The following is a 23,997-nucleotide window of genomic DNA, read 5'->3' on the forward strand; positions in this document are numbered from 1 at the left end:
GAAGTGCCGAAAGTAACGAGAGATTGGACGAAGGGAGGATTTTATAGATGAGTCGCAGTTTGAAAAAAGGACCTTTCGTTGATGGGTACCTGCTGAAAAAGGTAGAAGTGATGAACGAGTCGAACAAAAAGGCTGTTATCAAGACTTGGTCCCGCCGCTCTACGATTTTCCCGCAATTTATCGGTCACACGTTCGGTGTATATGATGGACGCAAGCACGTTCCTGTATACGTAACGGAAGACATGGTAGGTCACAAGTTGGGCGAATTCGCGCCGACGCGTACTTACAAAGGTCATACGGACGATGACAAGAAAACAAGAAGATAAATTTGAAGCTCTTTGTTTGAGAGGAGGTAAAACAAATGGAAGCAAAAGCACATGCCAGATCGATCCGGATTGCTCCTCGTAAAGTCAAGCTCGTGGTTGACTTGATCCGTGGTAAGCAAGTTGGCGAGGCCATCGCGATTCTTCGCCACACTCCAAAGTCGGCTTCCCTGGTCGTAGAGAAGCTGCTGAACTCGGCGATCGCCAATGCTGAGCATAACTACTCGATGGACATTAACAATTTGGTTGTTAGCCAGGTTTTCGTGAACCAAGGGCCAACCATGAAGAGATTCCGTCCACGCGCCATGGGCCGTGCGAGCCGAATCAACAAGCGCACCAGCCACATTACTTTGGTGGTATCTGAAAAATAAGGAGGGATAACGTGTGGGCCAAAAGGTAAATCCAGTCGGACTCCGGATCGGTATTATCCGTGATTGGGAATCGAAATGGTATGCAGGCAAAGATTTCGGAAATCTTTTGCTGGAAGACGTTAAAATTCGTGAATACCTTAAAAATAAATTGAAAGACTCTGCCGTATCTCGCATCGAAATCGAAAGAGCGGCAAACCGTGTGAACGTAACGATCCACACTGCGAAACCAGGCATGGTTATCGGTAAAGGTGGCTCTGAAGTCGAAGTACTGCGGAACCAAGTTACGAAAATTGCAGGCGGCAAAAAAGTTCACATCAACATTTCTGAAATCAAGCAAGCGGACATGGACGCTATTCTGGTTGCAGAAAGCATTGCACAACAATTGGAACGCCGCGTTTCTTTCCGTCGTGCACTGAAACAAGCAATCCAAAGAACGATGCGTGCAGGCGCTAAAGGTATCAAAACTCAAGTCAGCGGACGTCTTGGCGGCGCTGAAATCGCTCGTACAGAAGGCTACAGTGAAGGAACTGTTCCACTTCATACACTTCGTGCTGACATCGACTACGGTACAGCTGAAGCGCATACGACTTACGGCCGTATCGGCGTAAAAGTATGGATCTATCGTGGAGAGGTTCTTCCTACAGCTAAGAAACAAGTAGCTCAGGAAGGAGGCAACTAATCATGTTGGTACCAAAACGTGTAAAACACCGCAAGCAACAGCGCGGTCACATGAAAGGTATGGCAAAAGGCGGCACTGAAGTGAGCTTCGGCGAATACGGCTTGCAAGCTTTGGAGCCATCCTGGATTACGAACCGTCAAATCGAAGCAGCGCGTATCGCGATGACTCGTTACATCCGCCGCGGCGGTAAAGTTTGGATTAAAATTTTCCCAGATAAGCCGATCACTCAAAAACCTCTTGAGGTTCGTATGGGTAGCGGTAAAGGTAACGTTGAAAAATGGGTGGCAGTAGTCAAACCAGGCAAGATTATGTTTGAACTTGGAGGCGTGCCGGAGGAAGTTGCTCGCGAAGCGATGCGTCTCGCCGCTCACAAGCTGCCGATCAAAACGAAGTTTGTGAAACGTGAAGAATTGGGTGGTGAAGCAAATGAAAGCTAATGATCTGCGTAACTTGACCACTGCAGAAATTGAGCAAAAGATTGCGGGCTTTAAAGAAGAACTCTTTAACCTCCGTTTTCAATTGGCTACCGGACAGCTTGATAACCCGACTCGGATCCGTGATGTGCGCAGGGAAATAGCTCGTGCTAAAACCGTCATCCGTGAAAGAGAACTTGGGATTAGTTAATTGATGCAGTCATTTTTGCCTGTATTCAGGAAGGAGGCTAACGATGAGCGAAGAACGCAATGCTCGTAAAGTGCAAATCGGTAAAGTTGTCAGCGACAAAATGGATAAAACCATCGTCGTAGCTGTTGAAACTTACAAGAAACACGATCTCTATCACAAGCGCATTAAATACACGAAAAAATTTAAAGCGCATGACGAGAACAACACTGCACAAATCGGAGATACCGTTAAAATCATGGAAACTCGTCCAATCTCCAAAGACAAACGCTGGAGACTGGTAGAAGTCGTTGAAAAAGCGGTTATCATCTAAAGATATAGCGACAGTTTTTCCGAAAGGAGGAAATTTCAATGATTCAACCATTTACACGTCTGCAAGTAGCTGACAATTCCGGTGCGAAGGAACTGATGTGTATCCGCGTATTGGGAGGAACAGGACGTCGTACTGCAGCAATCGGCGATTTGATCGTTTGTTCCGTAAAACAAGCAACACCAGGCGGCGTTGTCAAAAAAGGTGACGTAGTCAAGGCTGTTGTCGTTCGTACGAAACGTTCCGTACGCCGTAAGGACGGATCTTACATCGCATTTGACGAAAACGCAGCGGTTGTTGTTAAAGAAGACAAGAGCCCGCGCGGAACTCGTATTTTCGGACCAGTGGCACGCGAACTTCGTGATAAAGACTTCATGAAAATCGTTTCCTTGGCACCGGAAGTTATCTAAGACTGAATCGATCGGATAACCGATAGAATAGATCGTTCCAAGTTATCTTGCCAAAGCGGCAAGCTGCAGGAGGTGTAACAAATGCCAAAAGTGAAAAAGGTTCTGGAATCCCACAACAACAAGCTTCACGTCAAAAAAGACGACACGGTTATGGTGATCAGCGGTAAAGACAAAGGCAAAAAAGGCCGTGTCATTGCAGCTTATCCTCGTGAAAACCGCGTGCTGGTGGAAGGCGTGAACATGGTGAAAAAACACCAAAAGCCTAACCAAATGAACCCGCAAGGCGGAATCATCGAACAAGAAGCGCCAATCCACGTATCCAACGTGATGCATCTTGATCCGAAGAGCGGCAAAGTAACCCGTATCGGTTATAAAGTGCTCGATAACGGTAAAAAGGTTCGCGTAGCGAAAAGATCCGGAGAAGTTATCGACTAATCGAGAGCTAAAGAAAGGAGGTTTATGATTCATGGCAGCAAGAATGAAAGAACGTTTTCTGAACGAAATTACTCCTGCTTTGATGCAGAAGTTCAACTATTCGACGGTAATGCAAGTACCTAAAGTCGAGAAGGTTGTCATCAACATGGGTGTGGGTGATGCCGTATCCAACTCGAAAGTGCTTGATTCCGCAGTAAATGATATGCAGCTGATCGCTGGTCAAAAACCGGTTATCACTCGTGCGAAAAAATCCATCGCTGGATTCAAATTGCGTGAGAATATGCCGATCGGTGTGAAAGTAACGCTGCGCGGTGAGCGCATGTATTACTTCCTGGACAAATTGTTCAACATCACCCTTCCACGCGTGCGCGACTTCCACGGCGTGTCCACGAAAGCATTCGACGGACGCGGAAACTACACGCTTGGCCTCAAGGAGCAACTGATCTTCCCTGAGATCGAGTACGATAAAGTGGATAAAGTCCGCGGCATGGACATCGTTATCGTAACGACGGCTAAAACTGACGAAGAGTCCCGCGAGCTGCTCGCTCAATTGGGAATGCCTTTCGCGAAGTAATCGCGAATCCATTTCTCCGAAAATTTTTAGGAGGTGTCAGGCTAAGTGGCAAAAACTTCGATGAAAGTAAAACAACAACGTACGCCTAAATTCAAAGTTCGTGCTTACACACGTTGCGAACGTTGTGGTCGTCCACATTCGGTACTGCAAAAGTTCAAAATTTGCAGAATTTGTTTCCGTGAATTAGCTTATAAAGGCCAGATTCCTGGCGTGAAAAAAGCAAGCTGGTAAGAAGTTTATAATCGGGAAGGAGGTTCACACACATGACTATGTCTGATCCAATTGCAGATATGCTTACTCGTATTCGTAACGCGAACACTGTGCGTCACGAAACAGTTGAGATGCCTGCTTCGACGATGAAAAAACAAATCGCTGAAATCCTGAAGCGTGAAGGTTTCATCCGTGATGCAGAATATATCGAAGACAACAAACAAGGGATTATCCGTGTTTTCCTGAAATACGGTCCTAACAACGAACGCGTTATCTCCGGGTTGAAGAGAATCAGCAAACCAGGTCTGCGCGTATACACGAAGAGCAACGAAATTCCTCGTGTACTCGGCGGTCTCGGCATTGCGATTATCTCCACTTCTAAGGGGATTATGACCGACAAAGAAGCTCGTCAATCCAAAGCTGGCGGAGAAGTTGTCTGCTACGTTTGGTAATACACGTCACAGAACAAGGAGGTGCAACACATGTCCCGTATTGGTCGCAAACCAATCGCAGTACCTAGCGGTGTGGATGTCACACTGAGCAACAGCGTAATCACTGTTAAAGGACCTAAAGGCTCTTTGACTCGTGAACTTCACAAAGATATGAAAGTAACGGTTGAGAACAACGAAATCGTCGTTGAACGCCCATCCGACAACAAACTGCATCGTTCCCTTCACGGCACGACCCGCAGCGTTGTCAACAACATGGTAAGCGGCGTAACCGAAGGATTCTCGAAATCTCTGGAACTTGTTGGGGTCGGATATCGTGCAAACAAGGCTGGAGAGAAACTGGTCCTGAACGTTGGTTACTCTCATCCGGTTGAAATCACTCCAGAACCGGGTATTGAATTCGAAGTGCCTGCAAATACGAAAATCATCGTTCGCGGGATCGACAAAGAGCGCGTAGGTGCATACGCCGCTAAAATCCGTTCCGTTCGCGAACCTGAACCGTATAAAGGCAAAGGGATTAAGTACGAAGGCGAACGCATTATCCGTAAGGAAGGTAAAGCTGGTAAGAAGAAATAAGCTTTCTAAGCTTACCGGTCTTTTGCCTTGTGCGTCTTAAAGTGAAGCTGTAATGGCAAACTGAAAGGAGTGAAAAGGAAGTCATGATTACAAAACAGGATAAGAACAAAGCACGTGTCAAACGTCATCTGCGTGTACGCAAGAAAATCCAAGGTACTGCAGCTCGTCCACGTTTGAACGTATTCCGTTCTTCTAAACATATCTATGCTCAATTGATCGATGACGTTGCAGGCGTAACGCTTGTATCCGCGTCTACGGTTGACAAAGAACTGAGCGGTTCCGTGAAAAACGGCGGCAGCGTGGAAGCAGCTCGTCAAGTCGGCGAACTGGTTGCAAAACGTGCGAAAGAAAAAGGACACACAGCGGTTGTATTCGACCGTGGAGGATATCTGTATCATGGACGGATTCAAGCCCTGGCTGAAGCGGCACGCGAAGCAGGCTTGGAATTCTAAGAATTTCTAAAAAGGAGGTAAACGACTTGCGTGTAGATCCGAACACTTTAGAACTGACTGAAAGAGTTGTAAATATTAACCGCGTAGCTAAAGTTGTAAAAGGCGGACGCCGTTTCAGCTTCAGCGCACTGGTTGTTGTCGGCGACGGCAAAGGCTGGGTCGGTGCAGGTATCGGTAAAGCCGGTGAAGTACCTGACGCGATCCGCAAAGGCATCGAAGATGCGAAGAAAAACTTGATCCACGTTCCGATCGTAGGAACAACCATTCCTCACCTGGTTACCGGCCACTTTGGCGCTGGACGCGTTCTGTTGAAACCAGCTTCCGAAGGTACCGGAGTAATCGCCGGCGGTCCTGTTCGTGCAGTACTTGAGCTGGCAGGTGTAGGTGACATCTTGACAAAATCTTTGGGTTCTTCGAACTCCATGAACATGGTCAACGCGACTTTGGAAGGCTTGTCCCGTCTGAAACGCGTTGAAGAGGTTGCCAAACTTCGTGGCAAATCTGTCGAAGAGCTGCTCGGTTAAGGAGGGAATGTCATGGCTAAACTTCAAATTACCCTCGTCCGCAGTGTGATCGGTCGTCCTGAAACTCAGCGTACAACCGTGAAAACTCTCGGCTTGCGTAAAATCAACTCCAGCGTGGTGCACAACGACAATCCCGCGATTCGCGGTATGATCAACAAAGTAAGCCATCTGGTATCTGTAAAAGAAATTGAAGGTTAATCTCACAGGCAGATTAACCTACAAATATTAAGGAGGTGCAACGAACGATGAAGTTACATGAACTTACTTCTGCTGCGGGTTCCCGTAAAGACCGCAAGCGCGTAGGTCGCGGTACAAGTAGCGGTACGGGCAAAACATCCGGTCGCGGTCACAAAGGTCAAAACGCTCGTTCCGGCGGCGGTGTACGTCCTGGATTCGAGGGTGGCCAAAACCCGCTGTATCGTCGTTTGCCAAAACGTGGTTTTGTAAATCCTACCCGGAAAGAGTATGCGATTGTTAACATCGAGGAACTGAACAGCTTTGCAGAGGGCACAGAAGTTACTCCTGAAATTTTGGTGGAGAGCGGCGTAGTGAAAAACACGAAAAGCGGCATCAAAATTCTTGGCAACGGTGAAGTGACCGTGAAGTTGACTGTAAAAGCAAATAAGTTCTCTCAATCTGCGGTAGAGAAGATCGAGGCTGCCGGCGGTAAAACCGAGGTGATCTAATGTTTAAGACCCTGAAGAATATATGGCGGGTTGAGGACCTACGAAAAAGAATTTTGTTTACCTTGTTAGTGCTGATCATTTATCGTATTGGTTCATTCGTTCCTGTTCCTGGCGTCAATAAAGATGTCCTGGAACAGACGAATCAGCAAGGTTCAGAATTGTTTGGTCTCTTAAACACGTTCTCAGGGGGAGCACTGCATCAGTTCTCTATCTTTGCCCTCGGGATCGTGCCGTATATTACCTCGTCCATTATCGTGCAATTGCTCTCGATGGACGTTATTCCGAAGCTGGCCGAGTGGGCAAAACAAGGCGAGCACGGGAAAAAGAAATCGGCTCAATTGACCCGGTATGGTACGATCGTGTTGGGTCTCATCCAAGCATTTGCGATGTCCATCGGTTTTAACCGTTTGTACGGTACGCAGATGATTCCCAACGCCACTTTCGTGGATTACTTGCTGATTGCGATCGTGTTAACGGCAGGTACCGCGTTCTTGATGTGGCTGGGTGAGCAAATTACGGAAAAAGGAATCGGCAACGGTATTTCCATTTTGATCTTCTCCGGGATTGTCGCCAACATTCCGACATATATCCGTTCTACGGCTCAATCCAATTTCATTCAAGAAGGCCAGGCCTTTATGAATACGCTGAAAACGGTGATCCTCCTGATTGTCATCGTGGCGATTATCGTGGGTGTCATCTACATCCAGCAGGCGATTCGTAAAATTCCTGTGCAATATGCCAAACGTGTGGTCGGTAACAAGATGTACGGTGGTCAGAATACGCATATCCCATTGAAAATCAATGCGGCCGGCGTTATTCCAGTCATCTTCGCCGTATCCTTGCTTCAGTTCCCTACCATTATCGCGGGATTCTTTAACACTTATGCTTGGGCCCAATGGATCCAAACAAACTTGAGATATGATTACCCTCTTGGTATGGTTCTGTATGTCCTGATGATCATCGGTTTCACGTTCTTCTACACCTTCGTGCAGATGAACCCGAACCAGATGGCAGACAACATGAAGAAAAACGGCGGCTATATCCCGGGCATTCGCCCAGGTAAAGCGACCGAGAAATATCTGACCCGCGTAATGTCCCGGCTTACCATGACCGGTGCACTTTTCCTGGCTGCTATTTCTCTCTTGCCGATCGGCCTCGGTACACTGGCGCAATTGCCTAGCGCAGTTAAAATCGGGGGGACTTCATTTCTGATCGTCATCGGGGTTGCGCTCGATACGATGAAGACCATCGAAAGTCAGTTGATCAAACGCCACTACAAAGGTTTCATCAATAAATAAGTAATAGGTTCCGGTGAAGTCGTTTTGGCGCTTCCCGGCAACTTATTGCCTTGTTTCTTGTAAGGAGCAAGTCGGAGGGAGAGAGAAACGTGAACATACTATTCATGGGCCCTCCTGGGGCAGGGAAAGGAACGCAGGCAGAAGTCATTGTCAATGAATTCGGCATTCCCCACATTTCCACCGGCGATGCGTTTCGTCTGGCGATTAAACAGGGAACACCTATTGGGGTTAAAGCCAAAGAATACATGGACCAAGGGCTTTTGGTACCGGATGATGTCACGATCGGCATCGTGGAGGAACGTCTGCAGCAGTCCGATTGCGAAAAAGGTTTTTTATTGGACGGCTTTCCAAGAACTCTTTCGCAAGCGGAAGCGCTGGATGATATCCTTGGCAGACTGAATACCAAGCTGGATCATGTCATCAATCTGAAAGTGGACCGCGACAAACTGCTCGCCCGCTTGACGGGCCGGCGGATTTGCAAAAGCTGCGGCGCCACGTACCATGTGATCTTCAACCCTCCTAAACAGGAAGGTGTTTGTGATAAATGCGGAGGCGAGTTGTATCAGCGCTCGGATGACAACGAAGAGAGCGTCGGTACCCGTCTGGACGAATATATCAACAAAACAGCACCACTCCTTGCATTTTATGAGAACAAAGGTCTTTTGCGTCAGATCGATGGTGATCAAGAAATCGATGCGGTATCGAAAGAAATCGTATCGGTGCTGCGAGGTTAGTCGTAATGATCATTTGTAAGTCCGAAACGGAACTCGGCTTTATGCGGGAAGCAGGGCGAATCGTGGCGGAAACGCACCGTCTTATGGCAAAGCACATCGAACCGGGCATCACGACCGGGGAACTGGACGCTATTGCTGACCACTACATTCGCAGTCAGAATGCACTGCCGTCTTTTAAGGGCTACAATGGTTTTCCTGCCAGCATTTGCGCTTCAGTCAATGATCAGTTGGTGCACGGATTTCCCGGCAAACGCAAATTAAACGAAGGCGACATTGTTACGCTAGACATCGGTGCGCAGTACCGTGGTTACCATGGAGACTCCGCTTGGACCTATCCTGTAGGCAAGATCTCGGAGGAAGCCCAGCGTCTGCTGGACGTTACCGAACAATCTTTGTACGCAGGCTTGGAGCTTGTCAAACCAGATGTGCGCCTGTTCACGATCTCACATGCCATCCAACGCGTCATCGAAGACGCCGGCTTCTCGGTTGTTCGGGAGTATGTCGGACACGGAGTTGGGGCAGAACTGCATGAAGAACCGCAAATTCCGAACTTTGGCGTTCCGGACCGGGGCCCGCGGCTCAAACCCGGCATGGTGCTGGCGATTGAACCGATGGTCAATGCCGGATCCCGTTATGTCAAAACGCTGGAAGATAATTGGACGGTCGTTACGGTCGACGGTTCCTTGTGTGCCCATTTTGAGCATACGGTTGCCGTTACTGCCGATGGTCATGAAATTCTCACAAAACTCTGATATGTAGGTGATTGTTCTTGAGTCATCAAAGCACCCTGCAAATCGGCCAGATTGTGAAGATCCTGAAAGGCAAAGACGCCGGTCAGGTGGCCGTGGTCGTATCCATCGAAGACAGCAGGTTCGTGTATATTGCGGACGGGAACAAACGAAAGTTTGATCAGAGAAAGAAGAAAAACCTTCTTCATCTCGAGCCCCAGTCCTTCATTAGCAGCGAGGTCGCAAACAGTTTAAATGAAAGCGGTCGGGTCACAAACGGAAAACTGCGTTACGCGGTGATGAAGTTTATGAAGTCCACCGAAACCCATGCTGAAGAGAAAGGAGACTGACTGTGGCCAAAGAAGATGTTATTGAAGTGGAAGGCACGGTCATCGAGCCGCTGCCGAACGCAACGTTCAAAGTTGAGCTTGAGAACGGTCATCAAATTCTTGCCCATGTTTCCGGTAAGCTGCGGATGCACTTTATCCGTATTCTGACAGGCGACAAAGTGGTCGTACAGTTATCGCCTTATGATTTAACCAAAGGCCGTATAACGTACCGCAAGTAAATTTTACCGTTTCTTTCATTAGGTTGCCCTGGATGTTATGATCCTATAGGGCGCTTGAAAATGTTTGACCGCAGGTTTACACTTGTAAAGTCCTGTTGATCTAAATATGAATTTGCTTCCTTCACGATGGGAGTAAATTCTCTGAAGAGAGTTTTGCGTAAAGCAAAGCTTTAGTCAATCCTTACGAAGCGAGTTTTGTTTTTTGCAAAACTTGAGGGAGGTAATTAACATGAAGGTAAGACCTTCTGTAAAGCCTATTTGCGAAAAATGCAAAGTCATTCGCCGCAAAGGGACTGTAATGGTTATCTGTGAAAATCCGAAGCACAAACAAAAACAAGGTTAAGAGAAGGGGGTGTAGCGTAAAATGGCTCGTATAGCTGGTGTGGATTTGCCACGTGACAAACGCGTTGAGATCGCCTTGACTTATATTTTCGGAATCGGTAAAACGACTTCCCAGAAAATTCTGAGCGAAACAGGCATCAATCCGGACACTCGTGTTCGTGATTTGACGGAAGATGAAGTCAGCAAACTGCGTGAAACGATCGACAAAACGGTTAAGGTTGAAGGTGACCTGCGTCGTGAAATTTCCTTGAATATTAAACGTCTCGTTGAGATCGGCTGCTATCGTGGAGTGCGTCATCGCCGCGGTCTGCCGGTTCGTGGACAACGTACTAAAACGAATGCTCGTACACGGAAAGGCCCTCGTCGTACTGTAGCGAACAAGAAGAAATAAGAAGGGGGGATAAAAGACAATGGCTAAACCGAAAAAAGTCGTACGTACTAAACGTCGTGACCGCAAAAATATTGAATCCGGAGTGGCTCATATCCGTTCCACGTTCAATAACACTATCGTAACGATTACGGATCCTCATGGAAACGCGATTTCCTGGGCAAGCTCCGGCGGCCTTGGATTCAAAGGTTCCCGTAAGTCGACTCCGTTCGCAGCTCAAATGGCTGCTGAATCCGCGGCTAAAGCTGCTATGGAACATGGAATGAAATCGGTAGAGGTTATGGTTAAAGGTCCAGGTGCTGGCCGTGAAGCAGCGATCCGCTCTTTGCAAGCTGCTGGTCTGGAAGTCAACCTGATCAAAGACGTAACTCCAGTTCCGCACAACGGTTGCCGCCCGCCTAAGCGTCGTCGTGTCTAATTGAAGCAAACCTGAGAAAATGTGGTATATTTCCGGCACAATCTGCTAATAATGGTTGTTTAGGCATACTACATGATAACACAAGGGTAAGGTAACAGTTTCAAATAGGAGCGACGCTTGAAGGAGGGGTACTTGCGTGATTGAAATCGAAAAGCCGAAAATTGAGACCGTAGACGTCAGTGAAGACGGGGCCTATGGCAAGTTTGTAGTAGAACCGCTTGAGCGTGGATATGGTACGACGTTGGGGAACTCCCTTCGCCGGATCCTTCTCTCCTCGCTGCCAGGCGCAGCCGTAACATCCGTCCAAATCGACGGCGTGCTGCACGAGTTCTCAACGGTTCCGGGCGTAATGGAAGACGTGACGGAAATTATTCTGAACCTGAAGGCTCTTTCCCTGAAAATTCATTCCGATGAGGAGAAAGTCCTCGAGATTGATGCAGAGGGCGAAGGAGTCGTGACGGCAGGAGACATCCGGGCGGACAGCGACGTTGAAATTCTCAACCCAGACCTGCATATTGCTACCATGGGGCCAGGTTCGAGACTTCACATGCGTATTTTTGCTAACCGCGGTCGTGGCTATGTCCAAGCAGATAAGAATAAACGTGATGATCAACCGATTGGCGTCATCCCGGTCGATTCTATCTATACCCCGATTAGCCGCGTCAACTATGGCGTGGAGAATACGCGGGTTGGTCAAGTGACCAACTACGACAAATTGACGCTTGAAATCTGGACTGATGGCAGCATTCGTCCGGAAGAGGCTGTAAGCCTCGGCGCCAAAATTTTGACCGAGCATTTGATGCTGTTCGTCGGCTTGACCGATGAAGCGAAAGATGCGGAAATCATGGTCGAAAAAGAAGAAGACAAAAAAGAAAAAGTGCTTGAAATGACGATCGAAGAGCTGGATCTCTCTGTTCGTTCCTACAACTGCCTCAAACGTGCCGGCATCAACACGGTACAAGAGCTGACTACCAAAACGGAAGAAGACATGATGAAAGTCCGCAACCTGGGCCGCAAGTCTTTGGAAGAAGTACAGGAAAAGCTCGAGGAACTTGGACTGGGACTTCGTACAGAAGAATAGCATCTTAGATTCGTTAGCGAAGGAGGGGAAAACATGGCATACCAAAAGTTGGGCCGCGATTCCAGCGCACGTAAAGCTTTGTTCCGTGACCTGGTAACCGACCTGTTCTTATATGAGCGCATTCAAACAACGGAAGCGAAAGCGAAGGAAGTCCGTTCCATCGCTGAGAAACTGATCACGAAAGCGAAGAAGGGTGACCTTCATGCTCGCCGACAAGTGGCAGCATTCGTTCGTCGTGAAACGGTTGACGGAGAGCAAGACGCTATCCAAAAACTGTTCAGCGAGCTGGCTACCCGTTACGCTGAGCGTCCAGGCGGATACACTCGTATCCTGAAGCTCGGACCTCGCCGCGGTGATTCCGCGCCTATGGTTTATCTGGAACTGGTTGACCGCGCGTAAACAGGTGAGGATGGGGAAAGGGGGGAAGGAATCGCATGATTCTGATCGAACCCTTTTTTTCACGTCCGGGGCCTGAATACGGAATAAGATTGTTCTTATCCGCATAACAGGCCCCGATTCGTGTTCCATGAACAATACCTTGGAACGGCTTCGCCGTGAATTACGGCGGAGCCGTTTTATGTTTGCGCATCAAGCGGCGAGCCACTCAAGTTCGTAGCAGACGCAAGTTCAGGAGGATGGGGAATGCGCAACATATGCATGAAAGTCAGCTATGACGGTACGAATTACAACGGTTTTCAAACGCAGCCGGATGGAAACGCCATTCAGGATCATTTGGAGAAGGCCATTAAAATGCTGACGGGCGAGCAGGTGAAGATACACGCATCGGGTCGCACGGACGCCGGCGTTCATGCGGTCGGTCAGGTGTTTCATTTTCATACGGAATCCCAAATTCCGGTGGAACGATGGTGCCTGGCGCTGAACTCCAGACTCCCTCACGACATTATGGTCACCGAGGCCAGGGAGGTTCCGCTCGATTTCCACTCCAGAAGGAACGCGAAGCGTAAGACGTACCGTTACACCATCAATGCCAATCAGTTCCCGGATCTGTTCCGCAGGAATACGGAACTCCATCATCCCGGCAGGCTGAATGTCGAGGCGATGTCCGAAGGACTGCAGCATTTGATTGGGACCCATGACTTTACTTCATTTGCTTCGCGCCACTCTACCAAGCCTTCTCATATTCGCACGGTATATGATGCCCATATCGAAAGGGATCAATCCATGTGCCGTCCGGGGACCCGGGATCAGGGCTTGATCCATGTCTATATTACGGGGAACGGTTTTCTGCAGCATATGGTCCGCATTATTGTGGGCACATTGCTGGAGGTGGGAAAAGGCCGTAAGAAACCTGAAGACATCGCCAAGATTCTTCAGGCCCAAGACCGGATGAAGGCAGGGCCGACGGCTGAATCGAAGGGACTTATGCTGTGGAATGTAGAGTATGAGAATTTTGATCAAAAACATTGAAAATCGGCTTGCGATTTATCTGCCTATACTGTAAAATAAAAGTTGTGTTTTCTTATGGCTATCCCACAGCCCCCAGTAAGGAAACGACAACCTAACATTACAAAATGACTTTCTTTAATAACAAAGATGAACGAAGATAAATGATTTTCGGATGAAACCAAGGAGGAACTATTCATGCGTACCACCTATATGGCGAAGCCAAATGAAGTTGAGCGCAAATGGCACATCATTGATGCCGAAGGCAAAACGCTTGGACGTTTGGCGAGCGAAGCAGCTGCTTTGATCCGCGGCAAACACAAGCCACAATTCACACCTCACGTTGACGGCGGCGATTTCGTTGTGATCATCAACGCTGAGAAGATCCATCTGACAGGCAAAAAACTGCAAAACAAAAAATACTACCGTCACTCCCTGCATCCAGGCGGTCTGAAAGTGACCAACGCTCAAGACCTGCTGAACAGCAAACCTGAACGTGTACTGGAATCCGCTGTTCACGGCATGCTTCCTAAAACCCGTATGGGCGAAAAAATGAAGCTTAGACTGAAAGTATATGCAGGCACCGAGCATCCACATGCAGCACAAAAACCAGAAGTTTACGAACTTCGCGGATAATTAAAAGGAGGACAAGTTTCATGGCACAAGTACAATACTATGGGACAGGTCGTCGTAAACATTCGGTAGCACGTGTTCGCCTTGTACCGGGTGAAGGACGCATTGTCATCAATAAACGCGACATCAATGAATATTTCGGTTTGGAAACCCTCAAGCTGATCGTTAAACAACCGCTGGCATTGACTGAAACGCTTGGTCAATACGACGTGCTTGTTATCGCTAACGGCGGCGGCATTTCCGGTCAAGCGGGCGCAATCCGTCACGGCATTTCCCGTGCGTTGCTGAAAGCTGACCCTGAATTCCGTCCAGCTTTGAAAAAAGCAGGCTTCCTGACTCGTGACCCACGTATGAAAGAACGTAAAAAATACGGTCTCAAAGCGGCTCGTCGCGCGCCACAATTCTCGAAACGTTAATATTCCTTGTGTATCAAGGATTCAAAGCCTCTGGCCTTTACGGTCAGGGGCTTTTGTTTTGCTCAATCTAGAAAAAGAACTGCCGATCGGCAGTTCAACGCAAGGACCTTTGAAGTCACTCATTTTGCAGAATATGTAATGCATCTTCCACGGAGTCGATTGCCCCGTACGCATTTTTTTTCATCAGCTGGGCATGGCAGCCGGGGCATTCGGCAAAAACCTCGCTGTACCCCAATCCGTCGTCATTTCGGCCGTCTTTCCACCATACGTTGATTTGTTCGCTTTCCTTGCCGCATTGGCTGCAGTATAACGACTGACCAAGCTGGTTCGAGGAAACAATCATTTTTTTCACCCCATTAAGTTTTAAAAAAGGAAATAGACCGAAGCGACCGATCTATTCCCGGATCCGACCCTTAACGCTGAAAGCTTTGGTAGTTGTTCCCCATGCCGTATTGCTGCTGGCCGTATCCCGAGTACGTGTGGGTGCTGCTCTCCATTTGATGCGCCATGCTGGAGATTTGCTGTAGCTGCTGGATCGCCGTCTGATGGCCTTGCAGCGCGGTTTGGATCACTTGTGCGGCATGGCGTTCGCGCTGTGCAAGCTGTTCAAGCTGCATCGCGTTGCTTTCTTCCTGTCTCAGCAGCTGCTGGTATGCCTGCGACGCTTGTTGGGTTTGCTGAATCAGCTGCTGAACGATCTGAGTAATTTGCTGGCCTTGGTTGAATTGGTTCAAAGGAAATGCCCCCTTCAGAGTTGATGTAGTTTTGATCCCTTACGTATTGTTCCTTCAAGGGGCGGATGTTTATTCTTTTTTTGGGTAAGACAATGTGCCCATTAGGCGGATTCATCATAGGATGTATCATCACTTGAACGGAGGGATCCTATCTTGCATCCTAATGCGCAACATAAACATCTGGCGTGGCATGAAACGATGGAATTGCATGAGCTCACCGCTGCCAGCTCCAACTATTTAATCGCAATGAAAATGCATGTTCATCACGTGACGGACCCGCATCTTCATGAACTTTACGAAGAAGCGATCCACATGACCGAAGGAAATATTAAAGACCTGCTTCATTTTTACTCCATGGCTCCGATGGCCACCAGAACCAACAAGAGTAAATCCGAGCATCACGACATGACGGGTTTTTACGCAGGCCACTTGCTCGCTTATCTTAAAACATTGATCCGAAGTTACGCCGGCGCCATTACCGAAACGGCTACGCCGCAGCTGAGGGAAACGTTCGTGAAGCAGCTGAACCATGCCATCAAGCTGCACGCGAAAGTATTCAACTTTATGTTGGAACACGGTTTTTATCCGGCATATGATTTGCATAAGCTGCTTGAAAACGACAAGAAAAATGCCCAAAAAGCTCTGGAGATGTAATAAAAATGCCGTGACGAAGACCTTTCGCAATGAAAGGTCTCTTCCTTTTTACCCTCATTGGAGAGAACTCAATTCCTATTACAGGATTGACAACGAAAGATATTTCTATATACTGGATTTAAATCATATTAAACCGCTTGGTATTCACTGATTATTATTGCAATCATTATGATACGAAATTTTGGAAGGGGAGACATTCGCGATGAATTTGCTTGAAAAAGAAAAGTGGATTGAGGTTCAAGCCGCCGAGCTTGAGCATGCATCCGCCGAAGAGGTTATTCGAGTTGCCGTTGAGAAATTCCCGAACATCACGTTTGCCTGCAGTTTTGGCGCGGAAGACGTGGTATTGGTTGATATTTTACAAAAGGTTAGTCCGTCTACGGATATTTTTTACCTGGATACGGATTTTCACTTTAAGGAAACGTACGAGACCAAGGATCGTTTGGAATCCAAATACGGCATCCAGTTCGTGCGAGTGTCTCCCAAGCTGACGCCAGAAGAGCAGGAGGCCCGCCATGGGGCGGAATTGTGGAAAAGCGATCCGAACCAGTGCTGCAACATTCGCAAGGTCGAACCGCTGACCCGGATCCTTTCCCAATACGACGGCTGGATCACGGGCATCCGCAGGGATCAGGCTCCGACCCGGGCCAATGCCAAGAAAGTGGAATACGACCATAAATTCGGCCTGGTCAAATTCAATCCGATTGCCGACTGGACTTCCGACGACGTCTGGACATATATCCGCGAAAACCAAGTGCTTTACAATCCTCTCCATGACCGGAATTATCCCAGCATCGGATGCGAATATTGCACCCGCCAAGTTCAACCTGGCGAAGATCCGAGAGCGGGACGCTGGTCCGGCACCGAAAAGACGGAATGCGGGCTGCATCAATAAACATACGAAAAGGGGGAGACGGCAACATGACCGCAATACTTCCGCACGGCGGCAAGCTTGTGAACCGGTTTGCCGAAGGAAACGAACGGGAGGAGCTTTTGCAAGCTTCGCAGTTTTTAAAACAAATCCGTGTCAACAACTGGACGATCTCCGATCTGGATTTAATCGGCAACGGAGCCTTTTCTCCGCTTGAAGGGTTTTTGAACGAAGAGGATTACCGTTCGGTCGTCCATACGATGCGGTTAGCCGATGGCACGGTATGGAGCATACCTGTTACGTTGTCCGTCGACGAAACGACGGCAAAAGGTCTGACCCTCGGGGAGCAAGTAGCCCTGACAGGGGCCGAGGACGGCGTCGTATACGCCATTTTGACCGTGCAAAGCATTTATGAGGCCGATCAGGAGGAAGAAGCCAGGAAGGTATTCAAAACGAGCGACCTTGAGCATCCCGGCGTGAAAAAGCTGTTCGAGCGTTCTCCGATTTACGTCGGTGGAAGCGTCAAGGTGCTCAACCGGCCGCAGCCCGCAAAATTCCGCGAGTTTTATTTCGACCCGGCGCAAACAAGGGAGCTTTTCCGGGAAAAGGGCTGGAAAACGGTTGTCGGCTTCCAAACCCGCAATCCCGTGCATCGGGCCCATGAATACATTCAGAAAACGGCGCTTGAAATCGTCGATGGCCTGTTCCTGAACCCGCTGGTCGGGGAGACGAAGTCGGACGACGTTCCAGCCGATGTACGCATGAAAAGCTATCTCGTCTTATTGGAGAATTATTATCCGAAGGACCGGACGTTTTTGGGCGTTTTTCCTGCCGCCATGCGTTACGCCGGCCCAAGGGAAGCCATTTTCCATGCGATGGTCCGCAAAAATTACGGATGCACCCATTTTATCGTCGGACGCGACCATGCAGGGGTAGGAGACTATTACGGAACCTATGAAGCGCAGGAAATCTTCTCGAACTTTACGCCCGAGGAGCTGGGCATTACGCCGCTGTTTTTCGAGCACAGCTTTTTCTGCCAAAAATGCGGCAACATGGCATCCAACAAAACATGCCCGCATCCGAAGGAAGATCATTTGACGCTTTCCGGCACCAAAGTGCGCGGCCTGCTGCGCGACGGGCAGTGTCCTCCGCCGGAATTCACCCGTCCGGAAGTCGCCGAAGTGCTGATCGCCGGTATGCAAGCGCAAGTTACGCCTTAACGGTACTATTTGTCCACCTTCGCCCATATAGATGAGTAGAGTCGATATGGGAACGGAGGTGGATTTTTTATGTCCAAGCAGGGGCCTGGCAAACAGGTGCTGTGGATCCGGCTGAGCTCCATCAAAAAGCTCTTCATCGGCCTATGCCTTGCCGTCTTGTTTATCGCGGTAGCGACCATGAACATTCCTGCGGTAAAAACGGCGGGGCACTGGGGCCTTCCGCTGTCGGGAAAGGTCATCGTGCTGGATGCCGGGCATGGCGGTCCCGACGGTGGAGCGGTAAGCAAGCAGGGCGTGATCGAAAAGGACGTCAATCTGTCGATTGCCTTGTATCTCCGCGATTATTTGCAGCAGGCGGGGGCCGTCGTGTATATGACCCGGGAGGGGGACTACGACTTGGCCGGGGCGGACACGAAAGGGTATTCCAGGCGCAAAACGGAAGATTTGAAGCAGCGGGCCAAGATGATTGAAAATTCCAAGGCGGACCTTTTCCTCAGCATTCATTTGAACAGCTTCCCGGGCCGCTGGAGCGGCGCCCAAACGTTTTATTACCCGAACCATCCCGACAATAAGACGCTGGCCGTATTGATACAGGAAGAGATCAAACGCAACCTGGAAAACACCGATCGGGTCGCCAAAACCGTAAACCATGTTTACCTCCTCAAAACGGTCACGATGCCTGCGGCGCTGGTCGAAGTCGGCTTCCTGTCGCATCCGGAGGAGGCGCAGATGTTAAGGGACGAAGGATATCAGCGCAAGATGGCCGCTTCGGTATACAAAGGGATGCTGCGCTATTTATCGGGGGAAAAGGTGAATTTGTCGGCAGAAATGTAGGCGTTGATGGTATAATGACTTCTGGGGCGTATTCGCCGCGCGCGGATGCCAATATACAAAGCAGAGGTGCTGCCATCATGTTGTCTCGAGAGCAAGTTCAAGAGGTGCTACAGCCCATAGGCGAACCGGTTACAGGTCGAAGTCTTATGGAGCTGCAAATGATAAGAGATATCGTCGTGAAAGAAACCAGAGTTTCGCTTTCCGTCATTACATTGGATGACTATGGACAAGCGCTGGAAAACAAAATCCGCGAGCGTCTGCAAGCTGCCGGCGCTGAAGATGTGCACATTCGCATCCGTCCGGCCAATGAGCATGAACGCAGCAAAATTTTGGGGGACCACGAACGGAAGACGGATAAAGACAAGCTGGTGAAAGGACATGCCGCCGGTTTGGAGAGAAACGAGCTGCTGAACGATCCGGACGTGCATTTTATTGCGGTGGCGAGCGGCAAAGGGGGCGTCGGCAAATCGACGGTCACCGTCAACCTGGCCGCGGCCCTTGCCCGTCAAGGCAAACGAGTCGGACTGATCGATGCCGATATTTACGGCTTCAGCGTTCCGGACATGATGGGCATCGAAGAAGGTCCTGTCGTTGAGGACGAATTGATCGTTCCCGTCGAACGTTTTGGCGTTAAAGTCATGTCGATGGGCTTTTTCATCCGCGAAAACAGTCCGGTTGTCTGGCGGGGACCGATGCTCGGCAAAATGCTCCATCAATTTTTTGCCGACGTCAATTGGGGCAAGCTCGATTACCTGCTTCTCGATTTGCCCCCCGGAACCGGCGATATTGCGCTTGACGTTCATCAAATGCTTCCGCACAGCAAAGAAATCATCGTCACGACCCCGCATGCGACGGCCGCTTTTGTCGCAGCCCGCGCAGGGGCGATGGCGATTCAAACGAATCATGAAATTTTGGGCGTCGTGGAAAACATGGCTTATTACGAATGCTCCCATTGCGGGGAAAAGGATTTCGTGTTTGGCCGCGGCGGCGGCGGACAGCTTGCCGAAACGCTGCACACCGAACTTTTGGCCCAGCTTCCGCTTGGAGCGCCGGACAACCATATTTCAGAGCCTGATTTTTCGCCTTCGGTATACAAGTCCGAATCCGCCAGCGGACGGATTTATAACGAGCTGGCAGCCGGCATTATCGCCAAATGCGAGAAATAACCGTTTTGATCCAAGCAAAAAAGCCCCGTCATTCGGGGCTTTTGCCTTGTTATTTTCCGATTAGGAAGCATTGCCTGATCCGCCTTCGTCGGAATCGCCTGAATCTTTGTCTTTACTCCCTTTACCTCCGCCTTCTTTCCCTTTGCCGCCTTCTCCGCCTTCCTGGCCTTGACCGCCTTTTTCGACTTTCGGCTGCAGCTCTTGGGTGACGACGTTTTTCAGAAGCGACATCACTTCCATTTTGAACATCGGATTTTGCATCGCTTCCTGCATGACCGTCATCGATTGCTTCCGGTACTCGGGCGTTTTGGTCAGGTCGAGGAAACTTTTCATGACTTCGGGAGACTTCATGATATCGGATATCGCTTTTTGATACGTCGGATCCTTAATCAGCTGCATATGCAGCTGCTTGTTTTGCGAGCTGATCGCCTTGGCGAAATCGCCGGCAAACTGCGGATCGGTCATGATCTTCTCGAATTCCTTTTTATATTCCGGGGAAGTGATGGTGTCCTTGACGGCCGTTCGGATTTGATCGGTTGCCTGCGTAGTCAACATTTGCATGCCGGGGCCGCCGCCGGAGGAGCCTCCACCTCCGCCTTTCAGAGCGTCTTCGACGGCTTTTTTGCCTTCATCGCTTTTCAGGATGTCGACAACCATCGTTTTCATCTCTTTATAATCAGCCTGAGGCGGCGCGTAGCTCTGTTCGGATCCACAGCCTGAAAGTACGGTAGCAAGTCCGAATATGATTCCCCATATGCCTAAAACAGGCCATTTCATGAGCGTCACTCCTTTATTGGTAATCCTGCATGTAGTATGCCGAGGTGAATTTCGAAATATGTCGATTGCGGGCATGGTTTTTTAATGTGAACGTTGGTAAAATAAAGTCTTGGGGGTGCAGACGATTTGAACTTGAAAAACTGGTCCAAGTTATTTTTGAAAACATTGCTTGTGGGAGCCGTAGTCTCCATCATCACCGGTTTTCTGCTGCCGTTCAGCAGGGAATCCATTTCCTTCAAGGATGTAAGCGATGTATTGTTTTACGTGCTTATCTTGTTCGGTTTTGGAGCGCTTACGAGCGTTTACTCACAGCTTGGCTTTTTTGCTTACATGATTTTGAATTATACGGCGATCGGTGTATTCCCGAAAAAAGCTTGGCAATACATACAGCTCGTTTTAGCAATATTGGCGCTGCTCGAAGTGGTATTCTTCCGTTCCTTCGTCGGCCGGGAAAACAGCCAGATGGCGGATTTGCTGCTTGGTTTGGCGATATTGGTCGTGGCGGTTGCCGTCGCTTATTTTAAAGCCAGAGCCACCAACGCCACAGCATGGGTGCCAACCCTCTTTTTCATGATTGGGGTGACGATCGTCGAGATGGTGGGCGGCCTGAAAATCAATGAGAACAATGCCACAATCTTTATTGTGGTTCCACTCCTCGCATGCAATGCATACCAGATTTTAATATTGCATAAAGTGCTGAAACCAAAAAAGAGCTAAGAAACTTAGCTCTTTTTTCTTTAAGCCTATAGCTCGCCTTACATGCCGGCCGCATCGTCAAGGGCTTGCTGGAGCGTCGCCTGATCCTGCACTTCTTTGCCTTTGGCGTCGGCCTGGGACAACAGATCGGAAACGGTGACAAATTCATAGCCTTGTTGCCGCAACCGGTCGATAATGATCGGCAGCGCTTCGTGGGTTTGTTTGACGGAATCGCTCGCATGGAGAAGGACGATATCCCCGGGATGGGCTTTGCTGACGACGCGGTTCACGATATTGTCGACCCCGATGTTTTTCCAGTCCTGCGAGTCCGTATCCCACTGAATGACCTTGTAGTTCATGCTGTCGGCAATCTTGAGCACGCGTTTATCGAAATCGCCGTTCGGCAGGCGCAGCAGGGTGGGTTCCTTTCCCGTCAAATCGGTTAATATAGAGTTAGCCGTCATAAGCTGGGTCTTGATTTCTTCGTCGCTCAAGCTGCTGTAATTGACGTGCTTATGACCGTGGCTTCCGATTTCGAAGCCGGCCGTTTTGATTTTATTGACGATATCCGGATGGCTTTTGCTCCAAGGGGAAGAGAGGAAGAACGTTGCCTTGTTCACGCCTTTGTCTTTCAGAACGTTCAGAATGGGCTCGGCGCGCTTTTCGCCCCAGCTGATATCAAAGGTCAGGGCGATCACCTTTTTTTCCGTAGGAACGCTGTAAATGGCGGCTGGAGCCCCTTCGGAGAATACCGTTACGTTGTCTGACTCTACATAAATGATGCCGATCGCAAACAGTGCCGCGGCGAGGACGAAAAAAGTGCGTTTGATTTTGCGGCCGTTCAGCACATAAAAGAAAGAATTCATTGCGCTTGTCGCTCCTTTCCCACAATGGAAATGCTTGTTTACTTTACATAGTATGCTCGTACCAGCGAGTTATACCAGGAGGAGGTTAAGTATGCTGCGCCCTTCGGTGTTTCTGAAAGATTTGGGTTCGATCCGCAAAACTCTGCTGTTCGTCACGGCGTTGTTCGTTTTGGGCATCGTTGCGGGATGGTACAGCACGGGCGTCATGGCTGAGTTTATTGACCGGCAGATGGGAGGCATCCGCGACATCAGCGCAAACTTGAGCCAAACGTCCAATCCGAAGTGGAACTTTTTCGTGTTTATTTTTTTCAACAACAGCATCAAGGCGGTATTGATGATCTTTTTGGGCCTTTTCGCAGGCATTCTGCCGATTTTGTTTTTGCTTGTCAACGGCATGGTCGTCGGATTTCTCGTTCATGCTTCGCTGGAGCAGGGGAGGAGCTTGTTCGATCTGGTCGTCAAAGGTCTGCTTCCCCACGGGATCATTGAAATACCGGCCATTATTATCGCCTGCGCTTTCGGGGTTCAAATGGGACTGCTTTTGATTTCAAGCTTTGGCGGAAGCGGGAGGGGAGAACTGAAACGAAAATGGAGCGAAGGATTCCGACGGGCATGGACGGCATCGGTTTGGATCGTCATTTTGCTGTTTGTGGCCGCCATTATTGAAAGCACGGTTACTTATACGCTGATGAAAGGGTGAATAGGCGAAATGCCTGTTCCCCGATTTTGGCCAAAACGCATTCATAAATTTCCCAAAATCTGTGCATAACATTAAAGCGGCAATATCGGGCAAAAGTTCAAAAATCCAAAGATATAGAAAATGCTTTAGTCGACAAGGAGGCCAAGCAACCATGCTGGGTATGCTTTTCAGCGATAAGGAATGCAAGGAACTGGATTACGTGCTTCGCAAAGAACTGGATGAAATGCTTTTTGATTTAAGCGATCAAAGATTGGATCTGGAAGTCAGAAACGCCATAGCCAGCCGATATCGAACGGTATTCCGCATGTATGCGAGATTCGCTCCCCCGAAAGAGTTGTCCAAATATGCGCGTAACAGCAAGCTGTCCCAGTTCAAACAATAAAATTGATTAAAATGCTTGACGTGAAGCGGGAACCTGTGATAAATTAATTTTCGCTTCGGTTTTAGTCAAATAAAACGGAAAGCTGCGAGACGTTGACGAATTTAAACTTCGAAAAAAAGTTTTAAAAAAAGTCTTGCAAAACACCTAGTAAGTATGATATATTATAAAAGTCGCCGCTGAGATGCAGCGATGAACAAAACGAAAGAATTTGATCTTTGAAAACTGAACAACGAGTGAGATTAGACCTTGCTTGCAAGGTCGACAGCGAAGCAAATCGGTTCAAGTCTTTTGACTGAATGATTTGCGAAGCGATGAGGTTTCGGCAACGAAACCGAAATGCGAGATTGTCGGGTTCATGACAACTGTCTGAATCGATAATCGAGCAAACTTGAGAATTATTTCTCGTCAGATTCAAAATGAGTCACAAACTTTCTTGGAGAGTTTGATCCTGGCTCAGGACGAACGCT

41 protein-coding genes are annotated in these 23,997 nt (G+C 48.9%); 37 read left to right on the top strand and 4 right to left on the bottom strand.

Annotated elements, in window-relative coordinates; translation table 11 throughout:
* Positions 1-47: 47 nt before the first annotated feature.
* The 29 genes from rpsS (at position 48) to rpsI (ending at position 14,630) form a co-directional block, all read left to right on the top strand.
* Positions 48-326, top strand: a complete 279-nt coding sequence (gene rpsS, locus RJP21_RS28300) for a 30S ribosomal protein S19 (protein ID WP_160045379.1) — start codon at positions 48-50, stop codon at positions 324-326.
* A gap of 35 nt (positions 327-361) precedes the next feature.
* Positions 362-694 carry a 50S ribosomal protein L22 gene (gene rplV, locus RJP21_RS28305; protein ID WP_076176740.1) on the top strand — a complete coding sequence of 111 codons (333 nt, stop codon included), beginning with the start codon at positions 362-364 and terminating at the stop codon, positions 692-694.
* A gap of 13 nt (positions 695-707) precedes the next feature.
* Complete coding sequence (gene rpsC, locus RJP21_RS28310; RefSeq protein ID WP_036712579.1) at positions 708-1,373, top strand: 30S ribosomal protein S3; 666 nt, start codon at positions 708-710, stop codon at positions 1,371-1,373.
* A 2-nt stretch (positions 1,374-1,375) separates the two neighbouring features.
* Positions 1,376-1,810 (top strand): 50S ribosomal protein L16, encoded by a 435-nt coding sequence (gene rplP / locus RJP21_RS28315; protein WP_036712583.1) that lies wholly within the window; start codon positions 1,376-1,378, stop codon positions 1,808-1,810.
* On the top strand, positions 1,800-1,997 hold the full coding sequence (gene rpmC / locus RJP21_RS28320; protein WP_036712586.1) for a 50S ribosomal protein L29: 198 nt from the start codon (positions 1,800-1,802) through the stop codon (positions 1,995-1,997). Before rplP ends, rpmC begins: the two co-directional genes overlap by 11 nt.
* Positions 1,998-2,040: 43 nt before the next feature.
* On the top strand, positions 2,041-2,307 hold the full coding sequence (rpsQ, locus tag RJP21_RS28325) for a 30S ribosomal protein S17 (protein ID WP_160045380.1): 267 nt from the start codon (positions 2,041-2,043) through the stop codon (positions 2,305-2,307).
* 38 nt (positions 2,308-2,345) lie between these two features.
* On the top strand, positions 2,346-2,714 hold the full coding sequence (gene rplN, locus RJP21_RS28330) for a 50S ribosomal protein L14 (RefSeq protein ID WP_160045381.1): 369 nt from the start codon (positions 2,346-2,348) through the stop codon (positions 2,712-2,714).
* Between the two features lie 81 nt (positions 2,715-2,795).
* Entirely contained in the window at positions 2,796-3,149 is a 354-nt protein-coding gene (gene rplX / locus RJP21_RS28335; protein ID WP_160045382.1) for a 50S ribosomal protein L24, read from the top strand.
* 31 nt (positions 3,150-3,180) lie between these two features.
* Positions 3,181-3,723, top strand: coding sequence for a 50S ribosomal protein L5 (rplE, locus tag RJP21_RS28340; protein WP_160045383.1), 543 nt, complete (start codon positions 3,181-3,183; stop codon positions 3,721-3,723).
* 45 nt (positions 3,724-3,768) lie between these two features.
* Positions 3,769-3,954 (top strand): type Z 30S ribosomal protein S14, encoded by a 186-nt coding sequence (locus RJP21_RS28345; protein ID WP_013312154.1) that lies wholly within the window; start codon positions 3,769-3,771, stop codon positions 3,952-3,954.
* A gap of 32 nt (positions 3,955-3,986) precedes the next feature.
* Positions 3,987-4,385, top strand: coding sequence for a 30S ribosomal protein S8 (gene rpsH, locus RJP21_RS28350; protein WP_160045384.1), 399 nt, complete (start codon positions 3,987-3,989; stop codon positions 4,383-4,385).
* Positions 4,386-4,415: 30 nt separating this feature from the next.
* The gene (gene rplF, locus RJP21_RS28355; RefSeq protein WP_310862216.1) at positions 4,416-4,958 is read left to right on the top strand and encodes a 50S ribosomal protein L6; all 543 of its coding nucleotides are present in this window, start codon (positions 4,416-4,418) and stop codon (positions 4,956-4,958) included.
* An 83-nt stretch (positions 4,959-5,041) separates the two neighbouring features.
* The gene (gene rplR, locus RJP21_RS28360; RefSeq protein ID WP_160045386.1) at positions 5,042-5,410 is read left to right on the top strand and encodes a 50S ribosomal protein L18; all 369 of its coding nucleotides are present in this window, start codon (positions 5,042-5,044) and stop codon (positions 5,408-5,410) included.
* Between the two features lie 26 nt (positions 5,411-5,436).
* Positions 5,437-5,934, top strand: coding sequence for a 30S ribosomal protein S5 (gene rpsE, locus RJP21_RS28365; RefSeq protein WP_036712609.1), 498 nt, complete (start codon positions 5,437-5,439; stop codon positions 5,932-5,934).
* A 12-nt stretch (positions 5,935-5,946) separates the two neighbouring features.
* Positions 5,947-6,132 (top strand): 50S ribosomal protein L30, encoded by a 186-nt coding sequence (gene rpmD, locus RJP21_RS28370; protein WP_160045387.1) that lies wholly within the window; start codon positions 5,947-5,949, stop codon positions 6,130-6,132.
* A gap of 47 nt (positions 6,133-6,179) precedes the next feature.
* Positions 6,180-6,620: a 50S ribosomal protein L15 gene (gene rplO, locus RJP21_RS28375; protein ID WP_036712615.1), complete on the top strand. Its 441-nt coding sequence runs from the start codon at positions 6,180-6,182 to the stop codon at positions 6,618-6,620.
* Positions 6,620-7,918 (top strand): preprotein translocase subunit SecY, encoded by a 1,299-nt coding sequence (gene secY / locus RJP21_RS28380; RefSeq protein WP_310862217.1) that lies wholly within the window; start codon positions 6,620-6,622, stop codon positions 7,916-7,918. Before rplO ends, secY begins: the two co-directional genes overlap by 1 nt.
* Positions 7,919-8,007: 89 nt before the next feature.
* Positions 8,008-8,652, top strand: coding sequence for an adenylate kinase (locus RJP21_RS28385; protein ID WP_160045389.1), 645 nt, complete (start codon positions 8,008-8,010; stop codon positions 8,650-8,652).
* Positions 8,653-8,657: 5 nt separating this feature from the next.
* A complete protein-coding gene (gene map / locus RJP21_RS28390) occupies positions 8,658-9,404 on the top strand; it encodes a type I methionyl aminopeptidase (RefSeq protein ID WP_160045390.1) in 747 nt (248 codons plus the stop codon).
* Between the two features lie 11 nt (positions 9,405-9,415).
* Complete coding sequence (locus RJP21_RS28395) at positions 9,416-9,730, top strand: KOW motif-containing protein (protein ID WP_373309307.1); 315 nt, start codon at positions 9,416-9,418, stop codon at positions 9,728-9,730.
* Positions 9,731-9,732: 2 nt separating this feature from the next.
* Entirely contained in the window at positions 9,733-9,948 is a 216-nt protein-coding gene (infA, locus tag RJP21_RS28400) for a translation initiation factor IF-1 (protein WP_006212898.1), read from the top strand.
* 229 nt (positions 9,949-10,177) lie between these two features.
* Positions 10,178-10,291, top strand: a complete 114-nt coding sequence (gene rpmJ, locus RJP21_RS28405; protein WP_003322638.1) for a 50S ribosomal protein L36 — start codon at positions 10,178-10,180, stop codon at positions 10,289-10,291.
* Between the two features lie 21 nt (positions 10,292-10,312).
* A complete protein-coding gene (gene rpsM, locus RJP21_RS28410; RefSeq protein WP_160045392.1) occupies positions 10,313-10,681 on the top strand; it encodes a 30S ribosomal protein S13 in 369 nt (122 codons plus the stop codon).
* 19 nt (positions 10,682-10,700) lie between these two features.
* A complete protein-coding gene (gene rpsK / locus RJP21_RS28415) occupies positions 10,701-11,096 on the top strand; it encodes a 30S ribosomal protein S11 (protein WP_127606489.1) in 396 nt (131 codons plus the stop codon).
* Between the two features lie 136 nt (positions 11,097-11,232).
* Positions 11,233-12,177 carry a DNA-directed RNA polymerase subunit alpha gene (locus RJP21_RS28420; RefSeq protein WP_127606487.1) on the top strand — a complete coding sequence of 315 codons (945 nt, stop codon included), beginning with the start codon at positions 11,233-11,235 and terminating at the stop codon, positions 12,175-12,177.
* 33 nt (positions 12,178-12,210) lie between these two features.
* The gene (gene rplQ, locus RJP21_RS28425; protein WP_036712632.1) at positions 12,211-12,576 is read left to right on the top strand and encodes a 50S ribosomal protein L17; all 366 of its coding nucleotides are present in this window, start codon (positions 12,211-12,213) and stop codon (positions 12,574-12,576) included.
* A 243-nt stretch (positions 12,577-12,819) separates the two neighbouring features.
* Positions 12,820-13,605, top strand: coding sequence for a tRNA pseudouridine(38-40) synthase TruA (truA, locus tag RJP21_RS28430; RefSeq protein ID WP_310862218.1), 786 nt, complete (start codon positions 12,820-12,822; stop codon positions 13,603-13,605).
* Positions 13,606-13,779: 174 nt separating this feature from the next.
* The gene (gene rplM, locus RJP21_RS28435; RefSeq protein ID WP_310862219.1) at positions 13,780-14,217 is read left to right on the top strand and encodes a 50S ribosomal protein L13; all 438 of its coding nucleotides are present in this window, start codon (positions 13,780-13,782) and stop codon (positions 14,215-14,217) included.
* 20 nt (positions 14,218-14,237) lie between these two features.
* Complete coding sequence (gene rpsI, locus RJP21_RS28440; protein ID WP_036712641.1) at positions 14,238-14,630, top strand: 30S ribosomal protein S9; 393 nt, start codon at positions 14,238-14,240, stop codon at positions 14,628-14,630.
* Between the two features lie 115 nt (positions 14,631-14,745).
* Here the strand turns inward: rpsI and RJP21_RS28445 are convergent, their stop codons facing one another.
* Positions 14,746-14,973 carry a hypothetical protein gene (locus RJP21_RS28445; RefSeq protein WP_160045399.1) on the bottom strand — a complete coding sequence of 76 codons (228 nt, stop codon included), beginning with the start codon at positions 14,971-14,973 and terminating at the stop codon, positions 14,746-14,748.
* A gap of 70 nt (positions 14,974-15,043) precedes the next feature.
* Positions 15,044-15,364 (bottom strand): hypothetical protein, encoded by a 321-nt coding sequence (locus RJP21_RS28450; protein ID WP_310862220.1) that lies wholly within the window; start codon positions 15,362-15,364, stop codon positions 15,044-15,046.
* 150 nt (positions 15,365-15,514) lie between these two features.
* On the opposite strand from RJP21_RS28450, the gene RJP21_RS28455 reads away from it, so the two are divergent.
* The 5 genes from RJP21_RS28455 to RJP21_RS28475 all read left to right on the top strand — a co-directional run bounded on the left by RJP21_RS28455 (position 15,515) and on the right by RJP21_RS28475 (position 20,109).
* Complete coding sequence (locus tag RJP21_RS28455; RefSeq protein WP_397386301.1) at positions 15,515-16,018, top strand: spore coat protein; 504 nt, start codon at positions 15,515-15,517, stop codon at positions 16,016-16,018.
* A 202-nt stretch (positions 16,019-16,220) separates the two neighbouring features.
* Complete coding sequence (locus tag RJP21_RS28460) at positions 16,221-16,913, top strand: phosphoadenylyl-sulfate reductase (RefSeq protein ID WP_310862221.1); 693 nt, start codon at positions 16,221-16,223, stop codon at positions 16,911-16,913.
* Between the two features lie 26 nt (positions 16,914-16,939).
* Positions 16,940-18,109, top strand: a complete 1,170-nt coding sequence (gene sat, locus RJP21_RS28465) for a sulfate adenylyltransferase (RefSeq protein WP_310862222.1) — start codon at positions 16,940-16,942, stop codon at positions 18,107-18,109.
* 69 nt (positions 18,110-18,178) lie between these two features.
* Complete coding sequence (gene cwlD / locus RJP21_RS28470; RefSeq protein ID WP_160045403.1) at positions 18,179-18,943, top strand: N-acetylmuramoyl-L-alanine amidase CwlD; 765 nt, start codon at positions 18,179-18,181, stop codon at positions 18,941-18,943.
* A 77-nt stretch (positions 18,944-19,020) separates the two neighbouring features.
* Positions 19,021-20,109: an Mrp/NBP35 family ATP-binding protein gene (locus RJP21_RS28475; RefSeq protein WP_310862223.1), complete on the top strand. Its 1,089-nt coding sequence runs from the start codon at positions 19,021-19,023 to the stop codon at positions 20,107-20,109.
* A 60-nt stretch (positions 20,110-20,169) separates the two neighbouring features.
* On the opposite strand, the gene gerD is transcribed toward RJP21_RS28475, so the two are convergent.
* Positions 20,170-20,886 carry a spore germination lipoprotein GerD gene (gene gerD, locus RJP21_RS28480; RefSeq protein WP_160045405.1) on the bottom strand — a complete coding sequence of 239 codons (717 nt, stop codon included), beginning with the start codon at positions 20,884-20,886 and terminating at the stop codon, positions 20,170-20,172.
* 126 nt (positions 20,887-21,012) lie between these two features.
* Between gerD and RJP21_RS28485 the strand changes: the two genes are divergently transcribed.
* Positions 21,013-21,603: a KinB-signaling pathway activation protein gene (locus RJP21_RS28485; protein ID WP_310862224.1), complete on the top strand. Its 591-nt coding sequence runs from the start codon at positions 21,013-21,015 to the stop codon at positions 21,601-21,603.
* A gap of 38 nt (positions 21,604-21,641) precedes the next feature.
* Here RJP21_RS28485 and pdaB read toward each other — a convergent pair whose 3' ends face one another.
* Positions 21,642-22,448 carry a polysaccharide deacetylase family sporulation protein PdaB gene (gene pdaB, locus RJP21_RS28490; protein WP_310862225.1) on the bottom strand — a complete coding sequence of 269 codons (807 nt, stop codon included), beginning with the start codon at positions 22,446-22,448 and terminating at the stop codon, positions 21,642-21,644.
* Between the two features lie 91 nt (positions 22,449-22,539).
* Between pdaB and RJP21_RS28495 the strand changes: the two genes are divergently transcribed.
* Both RJP21_RS28495 and RJP21_RS28500 read left to right on the top strand, forming a co-directional pair.
* The gene (locus tag RJP21_RS28495; protein WP_310862226.1) at positions 22,540-23,148 is read left to right on the top strand and encodes a stage II sporulation protein M; all 609 of its coding nucleotides are present in this window, start codon (positions 22,540-22,542) and stop codon (positions 23,146-23,148) included.
* A 151-nt stretch (positions 23,149-23,299) separates the two neighbouring features.
* Positions 23,300-23,530, top strand: coding sequence for a hypothetical protein (locus RJP21_RS28500; protein WP_160045409.1), 231 nt, complete (start codon positions 23,300-23,302; stop codon positions 23,528-23,530).
* The last annotated feature ends 467 nt before the right edge of the window (positions 23,531-23,997 follow it).

Source organism: Paenibacillus sp. VCA1 (genome assembly GCF_031583795.1).
GTDB lineage: Bacteria > Bacillota > Bacilli > Paenibacillales > Paenibacillaceae > Paenibacillus_AQ > Paenibacillus_AQ albilobatus.